Here is a 22,027-nt window from a genome sequence, read left to right on the forward strand (position 1 = left end):
ACCCAAAGGTGAGGGGCCTCCGTTATTATGCGTGTTCTTCTTGATTATCTACAGGTAGCGTAACTTCATTAACGGCGAAAACATCAATAGCGCCGTTATTGTTGTGCCCTACAGAACTCGTGGAAGGGGAATCATTAATATCATCCTCGGTCTTTCCTCTTGCATTCATTGCGTTCACAATATCCGCCGAGGAGTGATCGACTGAGAATGTTTTTTCCTTAATCAGGAAATCATCGTCCTTATCAATGAATTTCACGTCCATAGTATATTCACCATCTTCCAAAGATAGCGGAACTTCGAATATTGCTTTCTGGTTAGTTATCGGCAGAGTAAACTCTTCTCCTTCAAACATAACACTGACATTAACAATATTCTCAGGTACTGATATTTCAAAAGAAGGTGTCTGACTAATTGAACGATCTATTTCATCCCCAGAGTTAGCGTTTAACAATGTAATACTATAGGCCGTCTCCTTCACCACGCTTTCTTCCGCCGCAGACGGCACTGTACGAAGATGCGTATCGCTTTCGGCATTCACTGTTTCAGACTCCGGTGGAGTAACCGCTGTTGGCGTGGCGTCATCGCTCGCATCGTCATGCTGGCTATCCGCTGTTACCGTCACCGTTGAGTCAACCGTCACCGCTAGCGAAGCAGATTGCTGTGAGTTCCCCGCGCGATCCACCACCGTCACGCTCAGCGTGTAGGTACCATCATTCCAGGCGGCTGGCGGCGTGAAGGTCCAGCCATCCGCGCCTTGCGTCGCCTGATAGGTGTCTGTCACGCCGTTATGCGTCACGTTTACGGTCACCCCGGTCACATCAGCATCAATATGCTGCAGCGTGAACTTAGGCTGGGTGTGATTCGTCACGTTATCGCTGTCTGAAACGCCATTGTCTTCACCTGCTGCCAACGCAATCTCCGGCACCGTCAGCGTACTGTCGATCGTAACGGTAATGGGTAACGAGTTTTTCTGATTACCCGCGGCATCGCTTGCGATTACCGATATCGTATAGGAACCATCAGCTAACGGTGTACCTGGCGTAAAGAACCAAACGCCATCGGCATTTTTTTCAGCATTATATACTGTCCCATTGATATCGACCTGAACGACCACAACATCGCTTTCCAGATTCCCGATAATAAAGGTAGGTTGCTTATCGCGCGTAATATTATCGCCCACCGTACCACTGTCTGAGTCTGGAGATAATGAAATAACGGGAACCTCTTTCATGATATCGAGAGGGACATCATCACTCCGGTTACCAATCGCATCCACACTCGTAATGGTAAACTTCCCTTCCGATGGATACGGGATCGCCATACTCCATTTACCATTATCAGGAACGGTTAACGTATAAGTATTCCCATTACTATCGGTTATTATTAGCTGAGATTTGGCTTCCGCCGTTCCCTGCATAATAATTAGATCGTTGACAATGTCTGAATAAGTTACGACCGGAGCGTTTGGCGGCGTTCGATCAATAAATATTTCATGTACCTCTTCCTTACGGTTGCCTGCGTGATCCTCAATACTCAAAGTGATATCGTATTTCCCTTCCGGAAGCTGATCGGTCGATAATTCCCACTGCCCATTAGCCGCAACGACAGCGGTTGCCAGCGTGACCCCTGCCACGATTAATGATACCGTAGCGCCAATTTCCCCCATACCTCTCATGGTAATAGTGGAGCTATTACTCCACCAGTCCGTTTTCGATGATGATTTATTGTCATCAAGCTCGCTGGTAAATACCTGGATATGCGTATCGACCCAAATGGAATACTTTTCCTGATTTACGTTACCAGCACGGTCCGTAGATTTAACAGTGATATCCAGTTGGCCTTCTGTGAAATAAAGCGGGTTCACCGGCATCTGCCAGTGGCCTTTTTCATTAACCCAAACTTCCCCCACATTTAAGCCATTAATGATGATTTCTATTTTGCTATTGGGCTCGGCACTGCCACTAAACAATAAGTTACGCGTCGTGTCCGTTATATATATTTTGCCATCACTACCGGTCATCTCTGCTAACGTTTGTCCACCGATAGAATCAATGGCGACAGGCGTCGTATTAAAGGTATCGATAGTAAAGTTTAGCGTTTTCGAGGTAGCCGTGTTGCCTGCTTTATCGGTGATAACATAATAAATGCTATGGGAACCATCGCCCAACGGTGACTCAGGTCGATAAACTTGATTTCTGTCCGTCACCGTGATCGTATCGACTAACACCCCATCAATGAAAATCTGAACACTCTGGTTCATTTCTCCAAAAATACTAAACGTAGGCCGGGTCTGACTCGTTATACTATCATTACTGAAAATACCGTTATCAGAACCTGCCACCATAGCAGGATTATCGATAAACGTACTGGTATCTATCGTGACGAGTAAGCGAGGCGATTCTGCCGTATTACCTGCCGGGTCTTCGGCAACCACACGGATAGAATATTCACCATCTTTTAACGCATTATCAAACTGATAGGACCAGGTTCCATCTTCAAGCACAAGCACATTTGCCACGATCTTTTCATCCACATAAATATGGATTGTGGCTCCCGCTTCTGCGGTGCCAACTAACACTGGCTTGTTGTGATTAGTAATCAGATCGTCAAGTGAACCAGAGTTGCTCGCATCTTCAAGGTTGAGCGTTGGGAAGTCGGTTGATGAATCGACATCCACACTGTAATTCTTGCTTACTTGAGTGTTGCCAGCAACGTCAGTAATGCTGAAATGAATATTAAACGTACCATCATCTTGCAGCAGTATCGGCGCGCGCCATGAGCCATCAGCCTCAACCATAACAACGTTGACTAATTTACCATCGACAAAGATGCTGACCTGAGAACCAGCCTCCCCGACGCCTGAGACTGACAACGCCCGGTTATTAGAGAGGGCCGGTAATGAATCTTCATCAATATCAAAGACAGCAATTTGAGAATCGATTGTCACGGTCGTAATCGCAGATTCAACCCGGTTACCAGCAGTATCCGTAGCAACAAATTGCACCTGATACTCGCCGTCGGCGCTATTTGCCGGCATGGTATAGCTAATATTACCTGACGAACTCGCCTCTACTGTGCCTTGTAACACACCATTAATATAAACCTGTACCGTCGCGCCGGGATCGGTCATGGCAACCAGTACCGGAGACTTATTATTGGTAATCAGATCATATTTATCACCGCTATTAGTATCCCGACTTAATGAAATATCGCTGATTTCAATCTGCGTATCATGTTCTATCAGAATATCTTTTTGTTGGCTGTTGCCCGCTTTATCTTCCGATACCACGACAAAGGCATTACTACCTTCACGCAGATCTAATTCTGCGCTCCATCGACCATCATTGCCTACCACCAGGGTAGCAATAACCACTCCCTGCGGATTCCTGATGGTCAAAGTACTTCCGGCTTCGGCAGTACCATCGATGGTGACATGAGATTTATTGGTGATCCAGTCGCCAACTTTGCCACTGTCATCAGCTTCGCGTAATACCACGGTTAACGGCGAAATTACCGTATCCAGTATCACATTCTGCGGACCAAACTCTCTGATATTGCCGGCAACGTCTTCAACTTTAAACGTTAATTCATAATTACCGTCATTACCCAAAGCGGGTAATACTACGCCCCAGTGTCCTGCGCCTGTCGTATAAGCAATCGCTTTTTCAACGCCATTCACAAAGATAGTGATTTTGCTGTTTGGCTCACTGGTGCCGCCAATCTCCGGCGTCACCGTGTTGATATATCCGCCCTCATGCATTCCAGATATATTCCATACCAGTTCAGCAACCTCGGTATCGATAGTGACATCAACGGCGGTGGAACGCAGTTCGCTATTATCGCGAGGGTTGACGATACCCACCTGGACGACATAATGGCCATCTTTCATTTCCGATAACTGGAAAGTATATCGGCCCGCTGTATCCGCTGTCGCCTCGCCGACCTTCACGCCATCCACATAAATACTCACAATCGTATTAGGTAACGTGCTCCCAATCAGGGTCGGCGTTTTATTATTCGTCGTAAAGTCTCCTAAGGCACCACTATCGCTCTCCTCGCTGAGCTTTATGGTTGGAGGCGTGACATCAATAACAGGTATTACTACAGGAAAGTCGACCTGCGACGATTCATTACCCGCTTTATCTTTGGCAACAATGCTCACAACATAGGAGCCTGGCGCTAATACTGATGGCGGCGTCCAACTCCATTCACCATTCGCATTGGCGTTTGCCGAGCCGACCACTTTCCCATCCCACTGAATCATAATCGTCGAGAACGCTTCGGCGAGCCCTTTGAACTCAGGACGCAGGCTGGTTGCCTCATACTGATCATCAATAGATGGATCCGAAAGGCGAATGGTGGGATCGATCGTAACCGTATCGATAGTGAATCTTTCCTGCGTTTGCGCAGTATTTCCCGCGACATCTGTTGCGACGACGTTGATGGTATACATGCCATCCGGCAGTATATTCGGCGTCACACTCCAGTTGCCATCGGCGCCAACCGTAATCGTGTGTTTTAAAACCTCCCGACCTGACTTATCGTCAACAATGGTAATCACCAGTTTCGCATTGGGCTCTGCAGTACCTTCGAATTTGGGATTTTGCTTATTCGTAAGGTTATCGCTATTGGAGCTGCCGGTATCAGACGCTGGCTCCATTCTGACACTGACGCTTGTCGTGGTATCAATGGTAAAGGGCAGCTTAGTTTCAGAAGTATTTCCGGCAATATCTCTGAAGACAACAACGGCTTCATATACGCCATCGTTTAACGCAACGGGAACCTGAAATTCCCAGAGGTTATTGCCATTTGCCGTAACCGGATAAGAAACGCCGTTAATTCTGATTACCACAGTATCAATATCGGCGGGTACATTGCCAATAACGAAACGTGGTTTAGTGACACTCGTAATATTATCAACAGCGCTTTCGCCAGTATCATCCGCGTCCAGCAAATCAATACTGGGATCAGAAACAATAGTGTCTATTGTGAATGATACCTCTTTGCTAATTTTATTACCTGCGATATCTTCAGCCACTATTTCTATTTTGTAAGTTCCATCCACTAACGGTGTATCAGGGGTAAACAGCCATTTATTACCTGCTCCCTGAGTCAGGGTGCTGGATTTCCCGTTTAAAATTACCGTCACGCTCTGCAACTGTTCTCTGGCTGAAATTTCAAAACGTGGAGAGGTAATATTCGTAATACCATCCGTAGAATCCTTTCCGGCGTCGTCCAGCATCACGACGCTCAGGCCGTCAATCTGCGTATCCACGGTAAAGCCCAGCGTGGAATTTGCCGTATTCCCTGCCCGATCCGTCGCCTGGACATGGAGAGTATAATGACCATCAGGCAATGCGCTACCTGCAGTAAATTGCCACTGCCCGGCCGCATTTTTACTGATGGGCGTCCAGTTTACGCCATCGAAAGAAACCAGCACCGATGTCACATCATCAGGCGTTGCAATTTCAAAAGAGGGACGGGTAGCATTGGTGACATTATCGTGATCGTTGACGCCGCTATCTGTTGTTAACGTAACACTGTCAATCTGAACCTGCGTGTCGATTTCAATCTTCAGTTCGGCCGATGTTTTGGTATTACCAGCAATATCCGTTACGGTAACAGAGATCGTATGCTGACCGTCAGACAGCGGTTGATCCGGCGTAAAGGTTAAATTCCCCCCTTTGTTTTCAATGGTGTAATCCCGACCATCAAGATGAACCACAATGTGTGATACATCATTATCGACATTACCGATAATAAACACCGGTTTGTTAATCCTGGTAAGATTATCATTAGTATCATCACCAGTATCATGGGTGGGATCGAGTACAATTGTCGGCTCTCGCAGAGTCGTATCAATCGTAAACTGCAGCGTTTCTTGCGCAACGTTGCCGGCGATATCAGTCACATCAACCAAGAGAGTGTGTTGCCCATCAGGTAATGCCGAACCGACATTAAATATCCAGCGACCATCCCCTCCTTTTGTGAGTTCAATCCAATTAGCGGCGTTATCGATTTTAACGCGCACATGGGTAATATCATCAGCGGTAACAATACTAAACTGCGGCTTGTCGACTTTGGTAATGTTATCTACATCGCTATCACCGCTATCTGTAACCAACGTGACGCTTTCAATTTCAGCCGTCGTATCTATCACAACAGGTAATGGTTTCGATGTCGCGGTATTTCCGGCCTTATCTTCAACCGTAACGGTAATATTATAAGAACCATCCGGAATGGCATTGCCTGGTGTAAATTGCCAACCAGCCCCAACCTTAGTCGCGTTATAATCATGACCATCAATCGTCACCACGACTTTGATAACATCGGGGTCAACATTACCAATCGTAAAGGTGGGTCGTGAAATATTAGTAATATTATCGGCTGTATTCGCTCCGGTATCTTGTCCTGCGTCTAAAGCAATAGTCGGAACCTGTATATTAGTATCGATATTAAATACTAAATCTTTATTCGCAATATTACCTGCCTCATCCGTGGCCTCTACGCGAAGGGTATATGTGCCGTCAACCAGAGTATTCGGGCTGTCAAAAATCCACTGTCCGTCGGCATTTTTGCGTATCACATTCCAGTTAGCGCCACCATCCAGGGTTACGCGTACCTGGACGACATCACCGGGAACGTCAATTCTGAATGACGGTTTGGCAACATTCGTTAATTGATCATTCTGCACGCCAGTATCATTAAGCAATACGATATTGTTAATGGTTGTCGTGGTATCAATACGTACCTCTAACGGCGCAGATTCTTTTACATTCCCCGCCAGATCTTCCACCACAACGGCTAACTGATATGAGCCATCAGCCCAGCTCGCAGAAGGCGTAAAGCGCCATTGACCATTGGTGAATACCGCCGCTTCCTCGTGCGTTTTACCGTTGTAAGTTACTTTGACCATCACGCGCGTAACGTCAGAATCAATCTGGCGTATGTCGAACACAGGCCGATCGTGATTGGTGAGGCGATCGCCAACAGTACCGCTATCTTCGCCGGCCGCCAGCTCAATCACCGGCGTAGTCAACGTACCGTCTATCGTCACCTTTAAAGGCGCGGATGTTTGCTGATTACCGGCCACATCTGTTACCGTCACGGTGAATGTGTAGCTACCGTCCGCCAAAGCAGAATCCGGTCGATAGCGCCAGCCGTCGGCTGATTCGGTGAGTACCACCGTTTTAAACGTGCCGTTATGCTCAATACTCAATTCCACGTGTCGAACATCTTTATCGATACTCCCCAACACAAATACCGGCTGAGTGACGCTGGTCAGATTATCGTTCTTATTCTGTCCGGTATCCTGATCGGGCGCTAGCTCAATGGTTGGCGTCAACAACGTGATGTCGATAGTGAAATCGAGCGTCCCCGTCATCTTATTACCCGCACCGTCAGTCACTTCCACGATCAGGGTATGCTGTCCCTCTGGCATATCCGTCGGCCAGGTGTAATCCCAAATGCCAGCCGTCGAACTCTTGATTGCAGTAACCCAGGTCGTGCCGCCGTCAATACTCAGAAGAACCTTTTCCACATCATCCGGTACCGAGATCTGGAACTGCGGACGCACATGTTTTGTCACATTATCGCCAGGGACGCCGCTATCGTTGACTAATTCAATATGATCAATGGCTATTTGCGTATCCACTGTCACCGTCAGCGGCGTAGACGGACGCGTATTTCCCGCCCGATCCTCCACTGTCACCGTCAGCGTATAATCACCGTCGCCCCACGGCGCTGGCGGTGTAAAGCTCCATCCTCCAGCCCCCTGTGTCGCGGTAAACGAGGTTGTCGTTCCATTATGCGTGACGCTGACTGTAACGTTGATAACATCCGAATCGATATTCTGCAGAATAAAAGTCGGCCGGGTGCGATTGGTCATATCATCGCCAGGCGTACCGGTATCATCCGTACTATCCAGCGCAATGGTCGGCGTCGACAACCGGGTGTCGATGAAAAATTCAAGCGTTTGCGTCGCCGTATTGCCCGCTCTGTCGGTGACCATGACGGTTAGGGTGTGTTTTCCATCGCCCATATCCGTTGGCCAGGTATAGCCCCAGACGCCTTCGATACCCTGCGTCGCGCTCACCCAGTTTGCGCCCCCATCAATGCTCAGTTGCACAGAATTCACATCCGCCGGCACCGTGATCTCAAACTGCGGACGGGTGCTATTAGTTAGATTGTCATCAGGCACGCCATGATCATTGACCAATGTAATATCAGTAATGCTGGTTTGCGTATCTACCGTCACTATCAGCGGCGTGGACTGACGAACGTTTCCTGCGTTATCCGTTACCTCTACCGTCAGTGTATAGCTACCGTCCGCCCAGTCAGCATCTGGCGTAAAGCGCCACTGTCCTCCAACCTGGGTTAGTGTCACTTCCTGGCTATTGCCGCCCTGTGTGATCCGCAAAATGACCGATTGCGCATCGGAGTCAATATTGCCAATGGTAAAGCCCGGTCTTTTGACGCTCGTAATATGATCGCCAATGGCACCTGTATCGTCCCTGCTATCCATAGCGATGGTAGGCGTTGACAGCCGGGTATCAATGGTAAAATCGAGCGTCTGCGTCGTCTTATTTCCCGCCTTATCGGTCGCTTCTACCGTCAGGGTATGTAGCCCGTCGGTCACATCTTTCGGCCAGGTGTAATCCCAGGTCCCTGCCGTGCCCTGTGTTGCACGAACCCACGTATTACCGCCGTCGATACTCAGACGTACCTCGTTGACATCCCCTGGCACCGTGACGCGGAAGTGTGGACGAACGTCATTGGTCAGGTTGTCGCCGGGAATACCGTTATCATTAACCAGTTCAATAACATCAATGGTGATTTGGGTATCAACCGTGACCGTCAGCGGCGCTGAGTATTTTACGTTCCCTGCATCATCCTCCACCCTCACCGTCAGCGTATAGTCGCCATCTGCCCATGTGCCGGTCGGTGTCACGCTCCAGATGCCGGTCGCGCCTTTGGTGGCCGTCAGCACTTCTTTCGTGCCGCCATGCTGCACCTCAACCGTGACATACCGCGCGTCTGCGTCAATATTGCCCAGTATAAACGTCGGCTTATTCGCGTTGGTCAGGTTATCGCCTTTTGTTCCGCTGTCGTCCGTGCTGTCCAGCACGATAGTCGGTTCTGACAGCATGGTATCGATGATGAAGTCCAGTTTCTGCGTCGTCTGGTTTCCCGCCTTGTCGGTCGCCTCCACTGTCAGGGTATGTTTCCCCTCTCCCACATCAGCCAGCCAGGTATAATCCCAGACGCCCGGCGTCGCGCTCTGGGTAGCGTTGAACCACGTCTTGCCGCCGTCAATGCTCAGGCGTACCTCGTTAACATCCGTCGGTACCTTCACCTGGAAGTGCGGACGCACGTTATTAGTCAGATTATCGTCAGGAATACCGCTGTCATTGACCAGTTCAATGTTATTAATGGCGATTTGCGTGTCCACCGTCACCGTCAGTGATGCAGAATGGCTGGTGTTCCCCGCTTTATCTTCGACTGACACACTCAGGGTATAATCGCCCGCTCCCCATGATGTCGGCGGCGTAAAGGTCCATCCGCCTGCGTCTTTAGTCGCGTCAAATGTGGTGGTGACGCCGCCATGCTCTACGCTGACCGTAACGCGAACGGCATCATCATCAATATGTTGCAGGTTAAATGTCGGCTGGGTGCGATTGGTCATGTTATCGCCCTGGATGCCGGTGTCGTCCGCGCTATCCAGTACGATGACCGGCGTCGACAGCGTGGTATCAATAGTGAAGTGGAGTGTCTCCGTCACCGTATTACCCGCATTGTCAGTCGCTTTCACATTCAGCGTATAGTCGCCATCCGGCACGGTGCCCGGCCAGGTATAATTCCAGACGCCCGGCGTCGCGCTCTGTGTCGCCTTAACCCAGGTCACGCCACCGTCAATGCTCAGACTGACTTCGTTAACGTCCCCCGGTACCGTCACGCGGAACTGCGGATGGGCGTCGTTAGTCATATTATCGCCGGGAATACCGTTATCATTAACCAGTTCAATAACATCAATGGTGATTTGGGTATCAACAGTGACCGTTAGCGACGCTGAGTGTTTTTCGTTCCCCGCCTCATCTTCCACCCTCACTGTCAGCGTATAGTCGCCATCTGCCCATGTGCCGGTCGGTGTTACGCTCCAGTTGCCGGTCGCGCCTTTGGTGGCCGTCAGCACCTCTTTCGTGCCGCCATGCTGTACCTCAACCGTGACATACCGCGCGTCTGCGTCAATATTGCCCAGTAAAAACGTCGGCTTATTTACGTTGGTCAGGTTATCGCCTTTTGTTCCGCTGTCGTCCGTGCTGTCCAGCACGATAGTCGGTTCTGACAGTAGGGTATCGATGATGAAGTCCAGTTGCTGCGTCGTTTTGTTTCCCGCCTTGTCGGTCGCCTCCACTGTCAGGGTATGCTTACCCTCTCCCACATCAGCCAGCCAGGTATAATCCCAGACGCCCGGCGTCGCGCTCTGGGTAGCGTTGAACCACGTCTTACCGCCGTCAATGCTCAGGCGCACCACGTTGACATCCGTCGGTACCGTCACCTGGAAGTGCGGACGCACATTATTAGTCAGATTATCGTCGGGAATACCGCTGTCATTGACCAGTTCAATATGGTCAATGGTGATTTGCGTATCGATGGTGACCGTCAACGGCGCTGAGTGGCGAATATTACCCGCCTCATCTTTCACCGTTACCGTCAGCGTATAGTCGCCATCAGTCCACGCGCTGCCGGGTACAAAACGCCACTGCCCGTTAGTCTGCGTCAGCTCCACCTCCTCGCTGTGACCATCGCGCATCACCTGCACGACGACCTGAGTCACGTCAGAATCAATACCGCCGATAATAAAACCCGGCGTTTTAACGTTAGTCTTATTATCGTTGGCGGTGCCGCTATCATCTGCGCTATCCAGCGTGATGGTCGGTGTCGACAATGTGGTATCAATGATAAAATTGAGCGTTTCCGTCGCCGTGTTGCCTGCAACATCGGTTGCTTTCACTGTCAGGGTATACGTATTTTCGACCAGATCTGTCGGCCATATATACTCCCAAACGCCGTCAGACGTCAGCGTTGCGTTAACCCAGTTGATGCCGCCATCAAGACTCAGTTGCACAGAGTTCACGTCCGTCGGTACCGTAATATGAAACTGTGGACGTGCTTCATTGGTCAGGTTATCCCCGACAATACCCGTGTCATTAAGAAGCTCAATGCGATCAATAGACGTTTGCGTATCGATAGTCACCGTCAGCGGCGCAGAATAATTTGTATTACCCGCCTTATCTTCTACCTTTACCGTCAACGTATAGTCGCCATCGGTCCAGGCTGCGCCCGGCGTAAAGCGCCACACACCGCCGTTCTTAATCAACTCTATCTGTTGGTTCTTACCATCATGCGCCACCGTCACCACCACTTTGGTCACGTCGGCGTCGATATTACCGAGGGTAAAGCCTGGCATCTTAACGTTGGTGATGTTATCGCCAGCGGCGCTATCATCCGCACTGTCCAGGGTAATCGTCGGTTCTGACAGAATGGTATCGATGGTGAAGTCCAGTTTCTGCGTCGTTTTGTTTCCCGCCTTGTCGGACGCTTCCACCATCAGGGTGTGAGGGCCGTTAGCCACATTCGTCAGCCAGGTGTAATCCCAGACGCCCGACGTCGCGCTCTGCGTGGCGTCAAACCACGTTTTGCCGCCATCAATGCTCAGTCTTACACCGTTAACATCCGCCGGTACTGTCACCTGAAAGTGCGGGCGCGCTTCATTGGTCAGATTATCGTCGGGGATACCGCTGTCGTTAACCAGTTCAATACGGTCAATGGCGATATGCGTGTCTACTGTCACCGTCAACGGCGCGGACTGCTTCACATTTCCGGCCCTATCTTCTACCTTCACCGTCAGGATATAGTCGCCGTCCGCCCAGTCGCTGGTCGGCGCAAAGCGCCACTGTCCGCCGGTCTGAACCAGTGGCACCTCCTGTTTAATGCCATTGTGCATTACCTCCACTATCACCCGGCTGACATCGGTATCAATATTGTTGAGGGTAAAGCCCGGCGTTTTAACATTGGTGATATTATCGCCCGCGATGCCGCTGTCATCTGCGCTGTCCAGCGAGAGGGTCGGCACAGACAGAGTGGTATCGATGGTGAAATCAAGTTCCTGCGTCGTCTTGTTTCCCGCCTTGTCGGTCGCCTCTACCGTCAGGGTATAGCCTCCGTCGGCCACATCATCCGGCCAGATATAATCCCAGACGCCCGGCGTCGCGCTCTGGGTCGCGTTGAACCACGTCTTGCCGCCGTCAATGCTCAGGCGCACCACGTTGACATCCGTCGGTACCGTCACCTGGAAGTGCGGACGCACATTATTAGTCAGATTATCGTTGGGAATACCGCTGTCATTGACCAGTTCAATGTTATTAATGGCGATTTGCGTGTCCACCGTCACCGTCAACGATGCAGAATGGCTGGTGTTCCCCGCTTTATCTTCGACTGACACACTCAGGGTATAATCACCATCCGCCCACGCCCCTGTCGGCGTAAAGCTCCATCCGCCTGTGCCTTTCGTGGCGTCAAATGTGGTGGTGACGCCGCCATGCTCCACGCTGACCGTAACGCGAACGGCATCATCATCAATATGCTGCAGGGCAAATGTCGGCTGGGTGCTATTCGTCATGTTATCGCCCTGGATGCCGGTGTCGTCCGCGCTATCCAGTACGATGACCGGCACTGACAGCGTGGTATCCACCGCGAAATCGATGGTCTTCGTCACTGTATTGCCTGCTTTATCAGTCGCTTCCACCGTTAGCGTGTATTGACCATCTGCCAGGTCTGTCGGCCAGATATACTCCCAGCTTCCTGCCACGCCCGGAGTTGCCTGAACCCACGAATTACCACCGTCAATGCTCAGACGGACTTCATTGACATCCGTAGGTACCGTCACACGAAAGTGGGGACGGTCGTCGTTGGTCATATTGTCGCCTTTCACGCCGCTATCGTTGACCAGTTCCACCCCATCAATGGCGATTTGGGTATCGATAACGACCGTCAGCGGCGCTGAATAGCTGGTATTTCCTGCCTTATCTTCTACTTTCACCGTTAACGTGTAGCTGCCATCCGCCCACGTATTCCCTGGTGTAAATAACCAACTACCATTGAGGTGGGAAAGTTCGATCTCTTCGCTCACGCCATTGTGCATCACCTGTACGACGACCCGATGCGCATCGGCATCAACACCGGAAATAGCAAAACCTGGCTTATTGATATTGGTCAGGTTATCGCCTGTCACCCCCGTATCATCCTTAGAAAGCAGGGAAATCACCGGCGTTGATACTGTGGTATCGATAGTAAAATCGAATACCGCGCTGTTCGCTTTATTACCCGCAATGTCCTCAACCTTGACATAAACCTGATGCAAGCCTTCCGTTAAATCTGAAGTAAAGGTATAGGCCCATGAACCATCAGGTTGTTGCGTGGCAACACCGATCTGCGTATCAGACGCGGCATCCCATACCTGAACGCTGATAATGTCCGGATCAATATCTTTTAGGTGCAAGGTAGGGTTAACGATATTCGTTAAATTATCATCTGCGATTCCCGAATCTGAATCCGGGCTCAATGAAACTATCGGTATTGAAATAGCAGTATCAACGCTAATTAAGAAAGGATCCGAATGCGCAATGTTGCCAGCGATATCTTCAACTGAAGCGGTTATTCTATGATCGCCATCAACCAAACCTTGATCGGCTTTCAGGGTATACTCCCATCTGCCATCTTTATTTGTTCTGACCTCAGCGATTAGTGCGCCATCAACATAGAGTTTAACCGTTGAATAGGGTGCAGCGGTCCCTGTCAGTGCAGGATTCTTTTCATTAATAATATGGTCTGTATTATCAACCCCCGTATCGTTGACCAACTCTATTGTTGGTTTTTGCGTTTGCGTTACGATTTGGAAATTATACGCTGATGAGGAGGCAGTATTACCGGCAATATCTTCTACCTTTACCGTTACGTCATGCGAGCCATCAGATAACGCTGTGGTAAATTGAAAATTCCATACACCATCATCGCCAGCAATAGCCTCACCACTTAACACACCGTCAACATAGATGGAAACCTTAGCATTAGCTTCAGCCATCCCGGTAAACAACGGCGTATTAATTTTAGTAATCATATCGCCTTTAACGCCAGAGTCAGCGCTATCATGCAACATAACAGTAGGGATCGGCGTAAAGCTATCAATGGTAAGCTGATAATCTACAGATGACGTTCTTCCTAAAGGATCGATGGATTCAACCGTAATCTTATAAACATTGTCAGACAGATTTCGGGAAATATCAAAATTCCAGTTACCGTCTGCATCCGCAGTCGTCACGCCTATCGTTTTACCATCAATAAGGATATTTACGGTAGCAAACCTATCCGCTGTTCCCAGTAATGTCAGAGCATTATGTTTATTGGTAATCCAGTCGCCTTTTGCACCGGAATCATCACTGGCATCGAGTTCCGCTTTTGGAGGTACAACTTCAGTTTGAATAGTAAAAGAATATTTAACAGTAGAGGATTTATTGCCGGCGGCATCCTGAGAAATGATTTCAATATCATAGGCGCCCTGAAGAAATTTATTACTAAACTGATAATTCCAGGTCCCGTTTGAATCAACCTCAATGCTGTCATATAATTTACCATCTCGCATCAATAAGATGGTAGACTTTGGCTCTGCCGTACCGACTAAAGCCGGTAAATCATTCCCTGATAAAATTATACCATTCGGCAAAACAACATAATCCTCCAAAGAAACCGTCGGAGGTACAGGGGCAATAGTATCAATAACGTAACTAAAGGAAAAATCCTTTTTGTTGCCAGCAACATCTTCAACAGTGAACGTAAGATTGTTAATCCCTTCCACTGAGTCGGAAGTGAAATTGAACGTCCATTCGCCCTTGTCATTCGCTTTAAAAATAACCTCTTCGCCAGTCTCACTATTTATGACACTGATAATAGCATTTGGCTCAGTTTTACCTGTAAAGGTTGGGCGAGTATTGTTAGTAACGTTATCTCCGACAATACCGCTATCATTCGTCGTTTCAATCTCAGCGCTGAAATAGCTGATACGGGTATCAATAGTAAAAGGCAGATTTGCCGTCGCTGAGGTATGCCCGGCAATATCAGTAGCAGTTGCTGTTATATTGTATTCGCCATCCTTGAGCGGCGTAGTAAGCGTATAGCTCCATGTCCCATCTTTAGCAACAATGACCTCACCAAGATGTTTAAGTCCAAGATAAATAGAGACTGTAGAACCGGGTTCCGCCACACCAATAAATGTTGGCAGGGTGCTATTTGTAATGTTGTCATTTTTAATGCCGGAATCACTACTATCATCCAGCTCAATCGTCGGCTTTTCCGGAGGAATGGTGTCGGTTATGATACTATCCGTCGTTTCGTTTTTATTACCTGCTTTATCCACGGCAACGACTTTTATACTATTTTCGCCCTCAGATAATTCATTATCTTTAAATTCATAACTCCAGTTTCCATCTTTATCGACATCAACGCTGGCAACCAGTTTATTATCTACATAAATGTCAACCTTAGCATTCTCTTCCGCCGTACCAACAATTGAAGGCGTCAAGGTCGGCGTTAAGCCCTTATGACCGGACACACTACTTTCAGGCGAAAGTTCAAATGTTGGTTTATCGGTAACGGAATCGATAGTAATGACAAGTTTGGCGCTACCGCTCCCATCAGCAGTCTTGGCCTCTGCCTCCAGATTGTATGTTCCATCAGTCAATGTTTCAGGCGCTGTGAAGGTGAAGTTACCCAAACTATCCGCTACAGCCTGACCGACAGCAATACCATTAATTTTAATAATAACCGTGGCATTGGGAGCAGTGCTACCTACAAACTGAGGTTTGGTAAAATTAGTTATACTATCATCTTTGCTACCGCTGTTACTCTCGGCCGCAAGCGCTAATGTGACTTTAAGCGGCTCTTTAACAGACTCGGCATCGAGCTTATTTTCCTCATTTTTACTGCTATTACTTTTGCCAGTACTGGTATTTTTATTAATAGGTTGAGGAAGAACTTTTTCAGCATCGTTCTGTTTAGAAGCCTGCGTTGCTTTAGCCTGTGTATTTTGCTGGGAAGCATCGCTTTGCTGAGCCAGATTATCTTTTGCTACATTGTCAGCCAAAAAGTTTTGCAGCATTTCTTCAATTTGCTTTGACGAGTTCTGTACTTCAAACGCTTCATTGAGCGCTTTTTCTGCTGCCTCCTTAGCTTTCTCTGCTTCTTCCTTCGCCTTATCAGCTTCTTTCTTTGCGTTTTCAGCATCGTCAAGCTGCTTTTTTAATTCCTCTTCTTCCTTCTTATTTCGTCGTTTGCCATTACCTTTCTTTTCTACCTGAGCAGAATCAACCAATGAGCTGTCAATTCTCTCCAGTTGAATATCTTTTAAATCTACGCTGCCCAGAATTTTAGCGCCGGTAATAGTCTTATCTTTAAATTTAACAGCGAGGTTATTGCCTTTGATACTTGAATAAAGGGCGCCATTGACAATGATCACTGAACCACGCGGCGTGGTAATGTTCATGTCTGGCCCGGAAAGAGAAACTTTTGCGCCTTTGGCATTACCCAAAGAAGATAAATCAATTACAGAATTTTGATCGGCAAAAAACTTTTGTATGCTTTTATTTCCCATAATATTATATTCACTCTCAAGGTGTATCTAATCGTTTAGTATTAACTGGTTCTGAAAAGGCTTTGTCCACGCCTTTCATCAAGGGAGATAACAGGTATTCCATAATGCTGTGTTTTCCGGTAATTACACTGGCGTCAACAGTCATACCTGGTTTTAACCACCGTAAATCATCTTCATTAACATCGAATGCAATAATTACTTTATAATAACGCTGAATTGTTCCTCCGGTATTTTCCTCATAGGAATCAGGGCTAATATTATCGATAGTCGCATTATACGATTTTATCTTTGGTTGGATAATTGACTACACATCCAGTTTAACGGCTTCATCTACATATATTTGGTCACGGTATTTGGGTAATATTTTCACATCGGCCAGCATAGTCCTTACTTTTGGTTTTATTTCAAAAAGTAAGTCCGCCGCCTGAATCACACCACCATGAGTAGTGGCACTTTTATTGATTTTATAAATTACACCGTCAACCGGTGAATAGATATCCTCCTCATTTATCTGCTTCTCTATTACTTTTAATGTAGAGTTAACAACCTCAAGTTCCTGAAGATTTTTAGATATTATTTTAGATAAAGATAGTCGCAATTCATTATTAAGCGCCTCAATATCATTAACAACCAACTCAATATCATCTTTTTTTAAAGTGATGCTACTTTCAATATCATTAATTTCAGACTTAACTTTTATATACGCCTGTTTCTTGTTAAGAAAATTGGTATATGGGCTAATTCCTTTTTTTACCAGTGGGGAAAGAATATTTATTTCTTCGGCAAGCAATGCGAGTTCTTTTTCTTTCGAACTCAGCTTCTCTTGTAATCCGCTAATCTCAGAATCAAGAGAGGTTTTTTTTAACTCTTTAGCTCTTATCTGACTATGCACTAATTCAATATTCGCTTTTACCTCTTTATTGCTTAAAGAACGGGTGCCATCCAGGGTAATCAACCCACTCTCATTTTCTTTATCAAGAATGAAAGATATTTCGTTAACATCTTTATCCAGATACCCTTTTTGAGTTCTATACCTTTGATATTCTTTTTGCAGATCAAGGTTAACGACCTTTGCAAGGAGTTCTCCTTTTTTTACAGTATCACCCTCGGCTACATAAATATCTTGTATCGTCCCTCCTTTAGAAAGAGATATTAACTGAGCATTATCTTTAGTAGTGATAACGCCCTGACCATGAACCACTGAATTAATTTCTATAAAGTAGGTAAGGATAATAATTAAGATCGTCAAAGAAATAATTATCATCATGAGATGATCGCTTTGTCTTCTATTCATTTCATTACATTTAACTCACTTTCAGTATTTCCTTTTAAATAATCCATTAAATGAAAAATCAATGAGAGTTGCTGTAGCTTTAAAATATACAGGCTATATTTGCTGTCGATCATGCTTACATATGCCTGAAATGCTTCATTACGGCTTGAAATTAAATCAAGCAAACTTTTTTGCCCTAACTGAAACTCCTGCTCATATAATTCAGTAAGCTGTAACGCGTTTGTATGTGAACGTTCCGCCACTGAGTAAGTCTCTTTTGCAGCGGCGTATCTTGAAAGTTGTGAATCAATGTTATAACGCGTTTTAATCAAAAAATCGTCAATTTGCAGCTTAGCCTGCGAGTAACTTGCCACCATTTTTCTTTCCTGGGCTGAATTTCTGAACCCATTAAAAATGTTGAAACTGACATTGATACCCGTTTTAAATTCATCTTCATAATCACTTTTTTTGGCACTACCGCTCGGGTTATTCTGTACATAGCTGGAAACAAGATCTACAGTCGGAAAATAGGATGATTTTGCGGCATTAATATCTTCGGTCGCGGCTTTTCGGGTATTGACAAGCATCTTATAGTCATCGTTGTATTTCATCACCATGTCCATAAGTTTTTCAGGGCTTTCGACAAAGATATATTTTTTGAAGAGGTTGAATTTTTCATCGCTTTGAATCTGAACTGGCGATAAATTCAGACCAGTCATATTCTGCATTTTATACATTTCATCATCCAACATCGACTGATACATAATGCTTCTGGTATTTAATGCATCGATAGATACTTGTACTTTACGCATATCAGATTGCATCGCTACACCGGAAGATACCAGCAACGAAAAAGTTTCCAGCATCTTTTTATAAAACTCTTTCTCCAGATTTACGCCATCAATCATTTCACGATATTTACTGATGTTGTAATAGGTTGTCACAACCTCCTGAGACACTATATTCTTTGTTTTTTCATAGTCAGTTTTACTATTATCTCTTTCATATTCAGATTTCCTGATATTAGCCCCCCTCACTCCAAAATCCGTTATTCGGTATGATAAAGACACCTTATTTTCAACGTTCCTCTCGGTACCTGATGACTCTTTCCTGTTATTATTAAGGCCAGATGTTAGATCCAGGGTAGGATAAAGTGCTGCCCGTGAAAGATCTAAGTCACTGTTTTTCTTTTCAGTCTCATAATATGAAACAGCAACAGAGGGCTGATGCGTTAATGCGGCATTAACTAAATCTCTTAGAGGAATGACCGGAAGCTCGCTGGCGTATGTGCTTTGTGTAATAAAAGCAGTCGTCAGAAAAAACATCTTAATCTTCATTTTTTTCCTCCTTGTTTAACAAACGTTGCTTTACTATTTCCTGATGCATAGATGTTATTTTTTCCATTAATGGCATATAGGTATCACGGTAGCTAACCATTTCAGCACTAATCTCTTTAGTATTGGCAATAATCTTTTTATCAGTAGCCGATAGATCGGATAGCGCTAAATGAACATTATTCATATCCTCATCCATTTCTTTTCTCAGCCCATCGAGAGTATGGGAAATATCGGCACTGCCAGCGGCAATATCGTTTATGGTCTTACCATGTGAAAGAGATTCCTGATAGCATTTATCAACTGATGCCATTATTGAATCATTCTTTTTATCTATAATATTTTGTATTGTACTCATTGCCTCCAGTCGTGCATTATTATCAGCAAGCAGGATATTACCTTCAGATAAACGCGAGGTAATTGTTATTACACCGTCAGATAATTTTTTGAGATTTTCGTTACTGCTTACCAGATAACCATCAATCAGCGTAGAAATTTGTTCCAGTTTTGCTGAGTTATCCAATAGTCGGTTTTGCAAAGTGACAAAGCTATCTGATAGCATCTCTCGTTTCTTTTCTTCATCCTGCGTCCGTAAGTTTTCAACTGTCAGGTAGTTATCAAAAAACGCTTTAAACAACTCTTTAAATTCTACAAGCGTCTCTGATTCAACCCGCAGGCTTCGCTGTTTATTATTGGATCTGTTGCTTATGATTTTTAATTTTTTGATTTCCGTAGAAACAAGGGAATAGGAGCTGCGAACAAAAACACTTTGTGAGGTCAGGAGTATGGCGCAAACAACACCATAGATAGAAGATACAAATGCGGTATTCATCCCTTTCAATGGTTCAGAAAGCGACGCTACCATTGTCACGATCATATTGAGTGTATTACTTGCATTATCACCGCCAACATCTGATGGCGAGCTCAATAAGTTCCCGATTGAACCAATCGTAATAGACAGACCCGCAAACGTCCCCAACAGGCCAACAAGCGTCGACACATTGCTACAGCTCATAATAAATGACAATCGTTGATTACGGGCGGTAGACACATTGTCATCTAATTCCATCAGTAAATTGAAATCACACTGTTTGGGCTCCCCGGCAAACAAAACCTGATTGAGGTTAGAAAGAATGCTATTTTTTCTACTGGCGTCCTGAGCTATTAATATGTCTTTTGCTGAAATATTTTTAAGAATAGTGAATAATGCACACAAAGAACCTGTAATATAAATGGCAATAATGACTCCATTGTAAATTGCAGAAACCATGAAGTTATCAAAAACATACTCTCTTATACCGGGAAAAGATAAAGCGAAAAAAGGGAGTATGGCAAGGAAAAAACAGACAAACAAATAGCGGTAATGATTTATATATTTCACTCTGACACCTTTTTATTAATAGTCGTGATAATAGCTTTACTCGTTGTACTTGATGCTGCGGAGTTAACACTCATGTCAATAACTACATCAGGATATATTTTCTTAATCTCTTTCATCAAAATAATTCCCCGTTCATATCCCAGTCGTAGAGAGTCAGAGAAAGAGATGTCTACCTGAGGAATAACCATTTCTATCAATAAATTACTATTGATTTTGTCTTCTAACCAAGCCTTTATTTTATAAGTGTCCTCTTCTGAAAAGCTTCTCAGCCTGCCATGATACGTAATAACAAGCTCATTTTTTGTAGACGTTATATCAGTTTTCTGACCATCGGCGATATCGTATACTCCAACCTCCTTACCTGACATTGTAGTCATTCCGTCCGACACATCTTGGGTATTCACTTCCTTATTAACTATTTCATTAGCATTTGAATTGTCATTGGCTCCGTTATTTTGAGCAGTAGATTTAGTCTTATTCTCTATATTTGCTTTATAAACTTTAATTGAGTTGTCATACATAATAATCATATTATTAAGTGCAAACACCAACATAAGAAATATAAAAATGCACAATACCGTAGAGAATGTATCAACAAAACTAGGCCACGGATTACTTTCGTCTTCCATGTTGTCTCCTGATATTACATTGTGAATAAAATGTTTTTGTGGATTAGAAAGGATAAAGGATGCTCAACTTATTCAGAAAGTGAACGCTACCGCCCTTGGCTTCCTGCTACCAATACGCTTTATAGAGTTCAGTTTTCTTACATCTCGTAATCAGAAAAATAAAAACAACGACGCCATTTTTATGCGCCCACAACAAAGATGAGTGCTTTAATTAAAAACACTCTTCATTTTTTTAATTAGGTAGACATCAATTATTGCACTAACTATATCTTCCCCAATAATAGGTATCGCATAAGCTCTCAGCTCATAAATAAAAAATAGTCATCAGCAAATTAAAACCACCCGCCGATAAATAGATTTGTTAGCTAATCATTGAAACTCTAAATCATTTTAAGGACATATTTCTTTTTAATACTCGTTATAACCATACGTATTTAATAAATTTGCCTCCAGAGGATAAAATGAATTTTCACAATTAAAACATAGGGTCATAAGGACTTCAATATAACTTAAATCATTGAAAATATAATAAGTGGGGAGTAAAAAATCAGAATTGCGTAAAAAAATACACAAATAAAACCATTTTTTATATAAAGCCAGCTATAAGTAACAATTTTATCTTCAGCAATTAAAAATAAAGCAAGATACACATATCATATTTGAGCTCATCACAAGCTAAAGCAAACATTTAATTAACTATTGATA

At 45.4% G+C, this 22,027-nt stretch carries 4 protein-coding genes and 1 pseudogene; all 5 read right to left on the bottom strand.

The annotated features are described in order from the left end of the window. Positions 1-25 precede the first annotated feature (25 nt). The gene (gene siiE / locus HU143_RS20745; RefSeq protein ID WP_023227581.1) at positions 26-16,705 is read right to left on the bottom strand and encodes a non-fimbrial adhesin SiiE; all 16,680 of its coding nucleotides are present in this window, start codon (positions 16,703-16,705) and stop codon (positions 26-28) included. A 16-nt stretch (positions 16,706-16,721) separates the two neighbouring features. Continuing rightward, positions 16,722-17,999: pseudogene (gene siiD, locus HU143_RS20750) on the bottom strand (SPI-4 type I secretion system protein SiiD). Continuing rightward, positions 17,996-19,315 carry an SPI-4 type I secretion system protein SiiC gene (gene siiC / locus HU143_RS20755; protein ID WP_001541306.1) on the bottom strand — a complete coding sequence of 440 codons (1,320 nt, stop codon included), beginning with the start codon at positions 19,313-19,315 and terminating at the stop codon, positions 17,996-17,998. Before siiC ends, siiD begins: the two are co-directional and overlap by 4 nt. Further along, positions 19,305-20,693: a MotA/TolQ/ExbB proton channel family protein gene (locus HU143_RS20760; RefSeq protein WP_023227582.1), complete on the bottom strand. Its 1,389-nt coding sequence runs from the start codon at positions 20,691-20,693 to the stop codon at positions 19,305-19,307. The genes siiC and HU143_RS20760 overlap by 11 nt, the downstream gene beginning before the upstream one ends. Continuing rightward, complete coding sequence (siiA, locus tag HU143_RS20765; protein WP_023227583.1) at positions 20,690-21,322, bottom strand: SPI-4 type I secretion system auxiliary protein SiiA; 633 nt, start codon at positions 21,320-21,322, stop codon at positions 20,690-20,692. Before siiA ends, HU143_RS20760 begins: the two co-directional genes overlap by 4 nt. Between the last annotated feature and the right edge of the window lie 705 nt (positions 21,323-22,027).

This window comes from Salmonella sp. SJTUF14076 (assembly GCF_015534835.1).
Lineage (GTDB): Bacteria > Pseudomonadota > Gammaproteobacteria > Enterobacterales > Enterobacteriaceae > Salmonella > Salmonella enterica.